Below are 12158 nucleotides of genomic sequence, written 5' to 3'. Positions count from 1 at the left end.
CGCGCGGGCGTGCAGCTCGCGGTAGGTGAGGTCGTCGACGGCCGGGGTGTCGTCGCGGGTGGTGACGAGTTCGTGGACGCCACCGACAGCGGGGAGTTCGGCTGTCTCCCGAACCGGCGGTGCGACGCCGAGCGGCAGCTGGGAGACCGGCAGGTCCGCGTCGGCGACGATCGACTCGAGCAGCGTCTGCACGTGACCGACGACCCGCGTGATCGTGTCGTGGTCGAACACGGCCGTGGAGTACTCGACGGCGCCGTTCAGGCCGGAGGGGGTCTCCGCGAAGATCAGGCGCAGGTCCCAGTCGACGGACAGGCCCTCCACCAGGGCGTCGGTGATCCGCCGATCGTCCCCTTCGTTCAGGGCGACCCGCTCGCCCTGCGAGCCGTCGTGCGTGTAGTAGTTGAAGAACGTCTGCACCAGCGGCGGCTGCGAACGGTCCCGCTCCCGGACCAGCTCCTCCACGAGCGATCCGAACGGGGTGTCCTGGTAGGCGTACGACGTCAGCGCCTGCGCCCGGGTGCGCTGCAGCAGCTCGGCGAAGGTCGGATCGTCGTCGAAGCGGAACCGCAGCGCCATCGTGTTGACCAGGCAGCCGACGATCGTCTCCGCGTCGGCCTCGTCCCGGTCCGCGATCGGCGTGCCGATCAGCAGATCGTCCTGCCCGGTACGCCGGTGCAGCACCACCCCGTAGACGGCGAGCAGCGTCATGAACATCGTGGCGTCGTGACGGCGGGCCAGCTCCCGCAGCCCGGAGGCCACGTGGTCCGGCAGGGTGAACCGGCGGGCCGCGCCCCGGTGGTCGCGGTCCACGGGGCGCGACCGGTCGGTCGGCAGCGCCAGGACGGGCGGGTCGGCCAGCAGCTCCCGCCAGTAGCCGAGCTGATTCTCCAGCACCTCCGGCGTGAGCGCGGCACGCTGGCGGATCGCGTAGTCGGCGTACTGCGTCGCCAGCGGCGGCAGCGGGGAAGGGTCACCGGCCCGGAACGCCGCGTACAGCGCCCGCAGGTCGGCCGTGATGATCCGGTTCGACCACTCGTCGGTCACGGCGTGGTGGATCATCAGGCCCAGCAGGAACCGGTCGGCCGCGATGCGGATCAGCACACCACGGAACAGCGGGCCCTTCTCCAGGTCGAACGGCTGCCACGTCTCCTCGGCGACCAGCGCGTGCGCGGCGTGCTCCGGGTCGGGCCGGTCCGAGACGTCCACCTCACGCAGCGGGAATTCCGCCGGTGGGTCGATCACCTGATGCGGTACGCCCGACGCGTCACCGACCAGCCGGGTGCGCAGCGCCTCGTGCCGTTCGACCAGCGCGCCGAGCGCGGCGGTCAGCGCCGGCACGTCCACCGCCTCGTCGAACGGGACCGGCACGCTGGTGTTGTACTCGGTGGCGCCCGGATGCAGTTGCGCCAGGAACCACATGCGCTCCTGCACGTACGAGACCGGGATCGGGCCGTCCGGCCGCTGCGTCCGGGTGCGGGGCGCGACGTGCTCCCCCCGCAGCCGTCGCTCCAGCAGTTCGCGCTTCGCCTCGGAAAGCATCGGTTGTCTCCCGTCTCGGTTACCGGTGGTGCTGTCGTTCGCAGAGGTCGTCACCGTGGCCGCTCCATCTCGCCGGTCAGCCACCTGCCGACGGACGCGGCGGGGGAGCCGGCGATGACCGTGTGGTGGCGGCCGGGGACGTCGACCACGGTGGGCTTGCGGCCCAGGAGCCGCCGCCATTGCCGGACGGTCCGGCGGCGCATGCCGGACGGGTCGCCGGTGGGAAGCAGGACCACGACCCTCCCGTCGTACGGCTCCGTGTCACCGGCCGCGGCCACGTGGTCCACGCTCGCCAGGAAGTTCGTGATCGCCACCCGCGCGGCCCGCAGCTGCAACTTGTCGCCGGAACGCAGGCCCTCGGGCTGTACGGCGCCGAGCACGGTTCCGGCCAGGACCTGCGCCTCGTCGGCCGGGGTCAGGCGGGTGCCGGGCGGTGCGGAGATCGCCGTGTCCAGGGCCTGACGCAGCCGTACGAACCGGGCGTGTTCTTCCGCGTCGAAAAACCGTGCCTGCTCCGGCGTCAGGTCGGCCGACGGGGCGATCAGGTAGAGGCCGTCCACCCGGTGCCCCCCGGCCACGGCCTGGCGCGCCATCTCGGCCGCGATGTGGGCACCCATCGACCAGGCGCCGATCAGCAGCGGCGTGTCCGGCGCAAGGGTGATCGCCTCGTCCAGGTAGGCGGCGGCCATCGCCACCACCGACTCGTCCGGCACGCCGTCCGGGGCCAGGCCGCGTGCCTGCAGGCCGATCACCGGCCGGTCGCCGCCGACGTTGCGGGCGATCTCGGCGAACTCGGCTACGCCGCCGGTGGCCGAGTGCACCAGGAACAACGGCTGCCGGGTCCGGCCGTCGCGCAACGTGACCGCCGCGACGAGGTCCGGACCCGCCTCGGCCCGCCGCCCGTCGAGCAGTCCGCCGAGCGCCGCCACGGTCGGGTGGTCGAACAGGTCCGCGACCGCGATCCGGTGCCCGTGGCCGCGCAGCCGGCCGACCGCCTGGGTGGCCAGCAGCGAGTGCCCGCCCAGGTCGAAGAACGAGTCGGTGACGCCGACCCGGTCGACGCCGAGCAGCTCCGCCCAGACCTCGGCGATCAGGTGCTCGGTCGCGGTGCCGGGCTCCTGACGGTCGTCGGCCCCCGTGGCCTCCGGCTCGGGCAGCGCGGCCCGGTCCAGTTTGCCGTTGGCGTTGCGCGGCAGCGCCGCCAGCTCCACGAACAGTGACGGGATCATCTGGGCCGGCAGGATCCGCCGCAGGTGGTCGCGCAGATCGTCGGCGGACGGCATCCCGCCGCCGGCCACCACATAGGCGACGAGCCGCTGCCGATGCACGACCACGACCGCCCCCGTCACACCCGGACAGGTGGTCAGCGCCGCCTCGACCTCGGCCGCCTCGACCCGGTAGCCGCGCACCTTGAGCTGGTGGTCGGCACGGCCCGCGAAATCTAGGCTTCCGTCGGGCAGCAGCCGTGCGAGGTCGCCCGTGCGGTACAGCCGGGAACCGTCGGTGTGCAGCGGGCTCGGCACGAACCGGCTCGCCGTGAGCGCCGGCTGACCGGCGTAGCCGCGGGCCACCCCGGCGCCGCCGATGTAGATCTCGCCGGCCACCCCGGCCGGAACCGGTCGCAGGCAGCTGTCCAGCAGGTACGCCCGGGTGTTCGGCAGCGCCCGCCCGATCGTGGGCCGGACCGTGTCACTGCCGAGCCGGCTGACCGTGGTGATCACCGCGGCCTCGGTCGGCCCGTACGCGTTGAGGACCGTGTGCCGGGCCGTCCACTCGCGGACCAGTGGGGCCGGGAACTCCTCCGACCCGACGATCAACGTCGCATCCTGTGGTACGGCCTCCGGGTCCAGCGTGGCCAGCAGCGACGGCACGATGCTCGCGCTGCGGATGTCGTGCCGGTGCAGCAGCGGCGTCACCTCGTCGCGCTCGGCGCCGGTGGCGATCACCAGGGTGGCGCCGACGGTGAGCGTGAACGCCAGGTCTGCCGCGGCGGCGTCGAAACTGAACGCCGCGAACTGCAGGGCGGGCCGTCCCGCTTCCGTTCCGGCGAGCGGCTGCAGGGTGGTGGCCAGGTTGAGCAGGCCGCGGTGCGTGTTGACGACACCCTTCGGCGCGCCGGTCGACCCCGACGTGTAGATGACGTAGGCGGCCTGGTCCGGCAGCACCCGCACGGTCTCGGCCGGGTTCGCCTTGTCGGCCTCCTCGTCGGCGTCCAGGAAGGCCTGGTCGATCACGAGCTGGGCGTTGCTGTCGGCGACCATGTGGCGCAGCCGCTGCTCCGGGTAGGCGGGGTCGAGCGGCAGGTAGGCGCCGCCCGCCTTCCAGATGCCGAGGATCGCCACGATCACACCGATGCCGCGGTCCAGGCGGAACCCGACCACACTGTCCGGGCCGATCCCGTGGCGGCGCAGCCGGTGGGCCACCCGGTTCGCGGCGGTGTCCAGTTCGGCGTAGGTGACGCGCTCGTCGCCGCAGATCACCGCCACGGCGTCCGGACGGGTCCGGGCCTGCTCGGCGAACAGCTCGTGGATGCCACCGGCCGGGGGCAACTCGGCCGTGCCGGCGTTGAGTTCCCGCAGCCAGGACTGCTCCCCGGGGGTGAGCAGCGGCAGCGCGGACAGCGGCGTCTCCGCGTCAGCCGCCGCCGCGGCGAGCAGCACCTGCAGGTGACCGGCCATCCGGCGCACGGTGTCGTGGTCGAACAGGGTGGTGGCGTACTCGAACGTGCCGGACAGGACACCCTCGTCCTCGTGCGTCGCGAGCGCCACCTCGAACCGGGCCAGCGCCTCCCGCGGCCTCGCCATGTCGTCGGCGGTGCCCGAAGGGTCGCCGACGGTGCCGGCGGTTCCGGGGCGGCCGGTCGTGTGGGTGAACAGCGTCTGGAACAGCGGGGTCCTGGACCGGTCACGGTCGTCGACCAGCTCGTCCACCAGCCGCTCGAAGGGCAGGTCCTGATGGGCGTACGCCTCCAGGGCGCCGTCGCGCACACCGGCCAGCACCTCGGCGAAGCGTGGGTCGCCGTCGAGTCGTACCCGCAGCACCAGCGTGTTCAGGAACAGGCCGGCCATCGCCTGCGTCTCCGGCTGCTCCCGGTTGGCGACGGGAACGCCGATCAGCAGGTCGTCCTGTCCGGTGTGCCGGTGCAGCAGCGTGGCGTAGGCGGCGGCCAGCGTCATGAACATGGTCGCGCCGTGCCGCCGGGCCAGCGCCCGCAATCCGGCCGTGACCCGGGCCGGGACCGTGAAGTCCAGGGCCGCCCCGGCCGTGGAGCGGACCGCCGGGCGGGGGTGGTCGGTCGGCAGGGCGAGCAGCGGCGGGTCGGCCAGGCGGGTACGCCAGTATTCGGCCTGCGTCTCGGCGACCGGGCCCGCGAGCAGATCACGCTGCCAGACGGCGAAGTCCGCGTACTGCACCGGCAGCAGGGGCAGCGGGTCCGGTTCGTTCGCGCGGATCGCCTCGTAGAGCGCGGCCAGCTCGTGCCGCAGGATCCGCGCCGACCACTCGTCGGTGACGATGTGGTGCAGGCAGAGCACCAGCAGATGGCGGTCCGGGGCGGTGCGGATGAGCGTGGCACGGATCAGCGGGCCGGTGGAGAGATCGAAGGGCAGGCGGGCGTCGTACGCCATGAGGTCCTCTGCCTCCCGCCGGCTGCCCGCGTCCACCTTGACCAGCGGGAACGTGGCTGGTGGGTCGATGACCTGGACCGGTACGCCGTCGGTGCCGGTGACGAACCGGGTCCGCAGCACCTCGTGCCGGGTGACCAGCGCGGTCAGAGCCGCGGTGAGCGCCTCGGCGTCGAGTTCGCCGCCGATCGGCAGGACCGCGGGCACGTTGTACTCGGGCGACTCCGGGTCCAGCTGGGCCAGGAACCACAGCCGCTGCTGCGCGAACGACAGCGGCAGTGGACCGGTCCGCTCGACGCGCCGGATCGGAGGGATGGCCGGTCCGTGCGCGGTGCCGTCGATGTGGGCCGCGAGCCCGGCGACCGTGGGGTGGTCGAAGAGCGCGGCCAGCGGCAGATCCGTGTGCAGCGCCTCGCGGATCCGGCTGACCGCCCGGATCGCCAGCAGCGAGTGGCCGCCGAGCGCGAAGAAGCCGTCGCCGGCTCCCACCCTGTCCAGTCCGAGCAGGTCACCCCAGATACCGGCGAGGATCTCCTCGGTCGCTCCGGCGGGCGCCCGGTAGACGGTTCGGTCCGCACGCTCCGTTGCCGGAGCGGGCAGGGCCGCCCGGTCCACCTTGCCGTTGCGGTTGAGCGGCAGAGCGTCCAGCCGGACGAACACCGACGGGACCATGTACTCGGGTAGCGAGAGGCGCAGCCCGGCCCGCAGATCCTCATCGGCAGGAAGACCCGCGGGAGCGGTGGGGACGACATAGGCCACCAGGCGCTCGTCGTGGCCGGTCACCACCGCGTCCGTCACGGCGGGCAGGCTCAGCAACGCGGCTTCCACCTCGCCGGCCTCGATGCGGTGGCCGCGGATCTTGAGCTGGTGGTCGGTGCGGCCGAGGAAGACCAGGCGTCCGTCGGGCAGCCGGCGGGCCAGGTCGCCGGTGCGGTAGAGGCGGGAGCCGTCGGTGGCGAAGGGGTTCGGCACGAACGCGGTGGCGGTGCGGGCGGGCTGGTTGCGGTAGCCGCGGGCCAGGCTGGGACCGCCGATGAACAGATCGCCGGTGACGCCTGCCGGGACCGGGTTGAGGTGCTGGTCGAGCAGGTGGGTCGTGGTGTTGGCGATCGGGTTCCCGATCGGTGCGTCGGTGCTGTCGGCCGGCGTGATCGCCCCGGCGGTGGCGCAGACCGTGGTCTCGGTCGGGCCGTAGGCGTTGATCAGGTTCAAGCGCGGTGCCCACGTGGCGGCGAGACCGGGGTCGAGGCGTTCACCGGCGGTGATCAGCGTGGTGAGGGTGGCCAGGTCCTCGGCTTCCAGGGTTCGGAGGAGGGACGGCGGTAGCGTCGCGGTGGTCACGTGGTGCTCGCGCAGGAGCCCGGCCAGGCCATCGGCGCCGGGCGCGATCGCGAGGGTGGCGCCCGAGGTCAGCGCCATGATGATCTCCGAGACGCTGGCGTCGAAGCTCGGCGAGGCGAACTGCAGCGTGGTGTCGCCGGGCCCGGCCGGGAACAGCTGATGCGTGGCGCCGACCAGGTTGGACAGGCCGCGGTGGGTGACGGTGACGCCCTTGGGCCGCCCGGTGGAGCCGGACGTGTAGATCAGGTAGGCGGCCTGCTCGGGATGGACGCTCACGTCGGGCGTCGTGCCGGCCGGATCCACGACCGCCGGGTCGTCGAGCCGGAGAACCGGCACTCGCCTCACGAGCTGATCGCTGTCGGTGATGAACGGGCCTGCCTCGGTGTCGGTGATCAACAGGCTCGTCTTGCTGTCGGAGAGCATGTAGGCGAGGCGGTCCGCCGGGTGGGCCGGGTCGAGCGGCAGGTAGGCGGCTCCCGCCTTCCAGACCGCCAGGATCGCGGTGATCAGCCCGGGCCCGCGCCGCAGGTGCAGCCCGACAACCGTTTCGGCACCGATGCCGCGTTCGAGCAGATGGCGCGCGAGCCGGTCCGAGGCAGCGTCGAGGTCGCCGTAAGTCACGCCGGTGCCGGCGATGGCGGGCGCGGCGGGCTGCCGGGCGGCGTGGGCGGCGAACAACTCGTGGGCGGTCAGCGGCTCGACCGGCAGAGCCGTGTCGTTCCACGTCGTCAGGTCGGCCCGCTCGGCGGCGGTGAGCAGCGGCAGCCGCGACAGCGGACGGTGCGGGTCCTCGGCCACGGCCGTCAGCAGGGTGAGCAGGTGACCGGCGAACCGTTCGATCCGGTCGTGGTCGAACAGCGCGCTGCTGTAGAGCAGTGAGCAGCGCAGATCGTCCGCGTTCTCCTCGATCGACAGAGTGAGCTCGAACCTGGCGAGCGGGGTGCTCGCCGCGGAATCGCCCTCGGAACCGGCGTGCTCAGCGGTGGTCACGTAGTTGAGCAGCGTCTGGATCAGCGGTGTCCGGGAACGGTCCCGCTCGGTGACCAGCTCGCCGACCAGCTGTTCGAACGGCAGGTCCTGATGGGCGTACGCCGAAAGGGTGTCCTCCCGAATGCCGGCCAGGAGCTCGGTGAACGTCGGGTCACCGGCCACCCGGCTGCGCAGCACCAGCGTGTTCACGAAGAAGCCGATGAGCCGCTCGGTCTCGGGCCGGCCCCGGTTCGCGACCGGGAAGCCGACCAGCACGTCGTCCTGCCCGGTGTGCCGGTGCAGCAGCGTGGCGTACGCGGCCGCCAGGGTCATGAACATCGTCGCCCCGGCACCCCGCGACAGCCGCCGCAGCGCCGCCGTGAGCGCCGCCGGCACCACGAAGTCGACCACCCCGGCCGCCGTTGACCGGACCGGCGGCCGTGGCCGGTCGGCGGGCAGTTCGAGGACCGGCGCGCCGGCGAGCCGGTCCCGCCAGTACGCGAGTTGCTCGCCCAGCACGGCCCCGGTGATCCGGTCGCGTTGCCAGATCGCGTAGTCGGCGTACTGGACCGGCAGCGGCGGCAGCGGGTCCGGCCGGCCCTCGCGGTAGGCGTCGTAGAGCACCTCGATCTCGTGCAGCAGTAGCCGGGTCGACCACTCGTCCGAGGCCACGTGGTGCATGGACAGCGAGAGCACGTGCCGCTCGTCGTCCAGCCTGATCAGGGCGGCCCGCAGCGGGTGCTCCTCGTCGAGCCGGAACGGCCTGGCGGCGTGCCCCTCGACGGAAACCCCGGTCAGTTCGAGCGGAAACGGCGCGGGCGGGTCGACGACCTGGACGGGTTCGCCGTCAGGCCCGGCCACGAGCCGGGTCCGCAGCACCTCGTGCCGCTCGACCACAGTGGTGAACACCCTGGTCAGCGCGGTGACGTCGATCGGCCCGGCGAGCGGCAGGGCCAGCGCCAGGTTGTACTCGGGCGATCCGGGGTCGAGCTGGGCCGCGAACCACAGTCGCTGCTGGGCGAACGACAGCGGCAACGGCCCGTCCCGGTCGGCGCGGCCGATCGGATCCGGCGACGAACCGCCCGCCACCGCGTCGACGACGGCGGCCAGCCCGGCCACCGTCGGGTGGTCGAACAGCGCGGCGAGCGGCACGTCGGCGCCGGTGGCGGCCCGGATCCGGCTCACGGCCTGCGCGGCCAGCAGCGAGTGCCCGCCGAGCTCGAAGAAGTCGTCGTCGGCACCGACCCGGTCCAGGCCGAGCAGGTTGCGCCAGATCATGGCCAGCGCGTTCTCGGTCGTGGTCGCCGGGGCGCGGTAGACGGCCAGGTCGGGGCGGTCACTGCCGGGCGCCGGGAGCGCGGCCCGGTCGACCTTGCCGTTGGCGTTCAGCGGGAACGCGTCCAGCTCGACGAACGTGGCCGGAACCATGTAGCGCGGAAGCCTCTCCGCGAGACGGTCCCGCAGTTCGGTGACGCCGAGTGCGGTCACCAGGTAGGCGACCAGGCGCCGGTGCACGACCGTGACCAGCGCCGCGGTGACGCCGGGCTGATCGAGCAGGGCCTTCTCGATCTCGGCGGGTTCGATCCGGTGGCCGTGCAGCTTGATCTGGTGATCGGTGCGGCCCAGGTAGTCGAGCCGCCCGTCGGCCCGGCGCCGGGCCAGGTCACCGGTGCGGTACAGGCGCGCGCCGTCCGTACCGGAGAGGTCCGGGACGAAACGCTCCGCGGTGAGGGCGGGCCTGCGGTGATATCCGCCCGAGACGCCCGCCCCACCGATGAAGACCTCGCCCGTCACACCGGCCGGAACCGGGTGCAGCCGCTCGTCGAGCAGATGGATCGTGGTGTTCGCGACCGGCCGCCCGAGACCGACCGGATCACCCGCGAGGATCTCCTGGTGCGCGGACCACACGGTGGTCTCGGTCGGCCCGTAGAGATTCCACAACCCGGCGGTACGTTCCAGCAGCGCCCCGGCCAGGTCGGGCGGCAGCGCCTCCCCGCCGCACAGCGCGTGCAGCCGGGGCGCACCCGCCCAGCCGTCGTCCACCAGCATCTGCCAGGTCGCCGGGGTGGCCTGCAGGATCGTCGCGCCGGAGGTGACGATCCGCTCGGCCAGCAGCCGCGGCGACCGCGCGGTGGCCCGGTCGGCGACGACCACCCGGGCACCGGCGATCAGCGGCAGGAACAGCTCCAGGCCGGCGATGTCGAACCCGAACGTGGTCACCGCCAGCAGCACGTCCGCACTCGACATGCCCGGGTCGTCCTGCATCGACAGCAGGAAGTTGACCAGGTTGCGATGCGAGACGACGACACCCTTGGGTACGCCCGTCGAACCCGACGTGTAGATGAGGTAGGCGGGTGCGCCCGGAACCCGTGGTCCGCCCTCGAACGCCCGCCCGCCGGCCGCGTCCGTGTCGGTCAGCACGATCGCCGCCCCGCTGTCGGCCAGCATGAAGTCCAGTCGCGCGGCCGGCAGTTCCGGGTCGAGCGGCAGATAGGCCGCGCCCGCCTTCCACACCGCGAGGGCCGCGACGACCAGCCCGGCGCCCCGCTCCATCCGCAGCGCGACCACCTCGCCCGGCCCGGCGCCGAGTTCCCGCAGCCGCCATGCCAGCCGGTCCGACGACTCGTCCAGCTCGCGGTAGCTGACCGACCGCGCGCCGTCCTGCACGGCGATCGCCTCGGGGCGCAACCGTGCCTGCCGGGTGACCAGCACGTCCACGGTCACGTCGGCGGGCAGCGGCACGGTGGTGTCGTTCCACTCCCGCAGCCGGTCGTGCTCGGCGGCGGTCAGCATCGGCAGGCGGGAGACGGGCAGCGCCGCGTGCCCGGCGAACGCCTCGAGCAGCGTGCGCAGGTGCTCGGCGAGCCGGTCGACGGTGTCGCGGTCGAGGATCGCGGTGCTGTACTCGAACGACACCGCGAGACCGTCGGCCGCCTCGGTGACGGTCAGGGCCAGCTCGTACTTCGCGCTCGTCAGCGCCGTCTCGCCGGCCGACTCCGCGCGTACGTCCGTGTTGCTGACCGCGTGGGTGAACAGCGTCTGCACGAGCGGGGTGCGGGACCGGTCACGGGTGGTGACCAGCTCGTCGACCAGCCGCTCGAACGGCACCTCCTGATGAGCGTACGCATCCAGCGCCGTGGCACGGATCCGTCCCAGCAGCTCCTCGGCCGTCGGGTCGCCGTGCAGCCCCGCCCGCAGCACCAGGGTGTTCGGGAAGAACCCGATCAGCTGCTCGGTGTCGGGGTGGTGCCGGTTCGCGACCGGAGTGCCGACCAGCAGATCGTCCTGACCCGTGTGCCGGTGCAGCAGCACGGCGTAGGCCGCGAGCAGCGTCATGAACATCGTCGCGCCGTGCCGGTGCGACAGCTCCCGCAGAGCCGTGGTCGTGTCCGGGCCGACGACGAGGTTCACGACGTCGCTGTCGGTGGACCGGACCGGCGGCCGGGGACGGTCGGTGGGCAGTTCCAGCACCGGCGGGTCCGCCAGCGTCGTCCGCCAGAACCCGAGCTGCTCCTCGAGGAGGTCGTCGCTGAGGCGTTCGCGCTGCCAGGCGGCGTAGTCGGCGTACTGGACCGGCAGCGGCGGCAGCGGGTCGGGCCGCCCGTCGCGGTGCGCCTCGTAGAGGGCGGCCAGCTCGCGCAGCAGGATGCCCGACGACCAGCCGTCGAAGACCGCGTGGTGCAGAACCAGCGCCAGCACGTGCCGGTCCTCGCCGGCCCGTAGCAGGGTGGCCCGCACCAGCGGCCCCTCGGCCAGGTCGAACGGCGTCCGGGCGCCCGCGAAGGCCTCGGTCATGTCCATCGTGACCAGCGGGAACGGCCGCGGCGGGTCGATCACCTGCACCGGGCGGCCGTCGGGGCCGGGGACCAGCCGGGTACGGAGGACCTCGTGCCGGGCCACCAGACCGGTCAGTGCCGCCGTGAGCGCCTCGACGTCGAGCGGCCCGTCGAACGGGATCGGGACCGGCACGTTGTACTCGATCGACTCGGGGTCGAGCTGGGCCAGGAACCACAGTCGTTCCTGCCCGAACGACAGCGGCAGCGGCCGGGTCCGGTCGGCCGGGAGAATCGGCGGCAGATCGGCCGTGGCGCCGGTGCGGTCGATCAGCGCGGCGAGTTCACGGACGGTCGGCCGGTCGAACAGGTCGGCGATGGTGACCTCGTGCCCGGCGGCGCGGATCCGGCTCACCACCCGGGTCGCGAGCAGCGAGTGTCCGCCCAGGTCGAAGAAGTTGTCGCCGGTACCGATCCGGTCGATGCCGAGCAGGTCACCCCAGATCCCGGCCAGGAGCCGTTCGGTGCCGGCGGCCGGCGCCCGGTAGCCGGTGCTGAGTTCGGGGCGGGTGCTGTCGGGCGCGGGCAGGGCGGTGAGGTCGCGTTTGCCGTTCGTGGTGAGCGGGATGTTCGAGATCTCCAGGTAGAGCGCCGGGATCATGTGTTCCGGCAGGGTGACCCGCAGGTGTTCGCGTAGCCGGTCGGCGGCGGGCAGCTCACCGTCGGGGACCAGGTAGGCGATGAGCCGGTCCTCGTGACCGGCCACGACGGCGGCGCCGACCCGCGGGTGCCGGGTGAGTGCGGCCTCCACCTCGCCCGGTTCGATGCGGTGGCCGCGGATCTTGAGTTGCTGGTCGGTGCGGCCGAGGTGGTCGAGGTTGCCGTCGGGTAGTTGCCGGGCGAGGTCGCCGGT

At 73.1% G+C, this 12158-nt stretch carries 2 protein-coding genes; both read right to left on the bottom strand.

Features of this window, described 5'->3' with window-relative positions:
- Positions 1 to 1539: condensation domain-containing protein (locus CLV67_RS50660; RefSeq protein WP_249038002.1), on the bottom strand; the 1539-nt coding region annotated here is incomplete at its 3' end.
- Between the two features lie 50 nt (positions 1540 to 1589).
- A partial coding sequence (locus CLV67_RS50655; RefSeq protein ID WP_146169666.1) for a non-ribosomal peptide synthetase occupies positions 1590 to 12158 on the bottom strand: 10569 nt, incomplete at its 5' end.

The organism is Actinoplanes italicus, from assembly GCF_003001815.1.
Taxonomy (GTDB): Bacteria; Actinomycetota; Actinomycetes; order Mycobacteriales; family Micromonosporaceae; genus Actinoplanes; species Actinoplanes italicus.
Note: the sequence above shows the minus strand (reverse complement) of the source record. Positions and strands in the feature narration are given on the sequence as shown.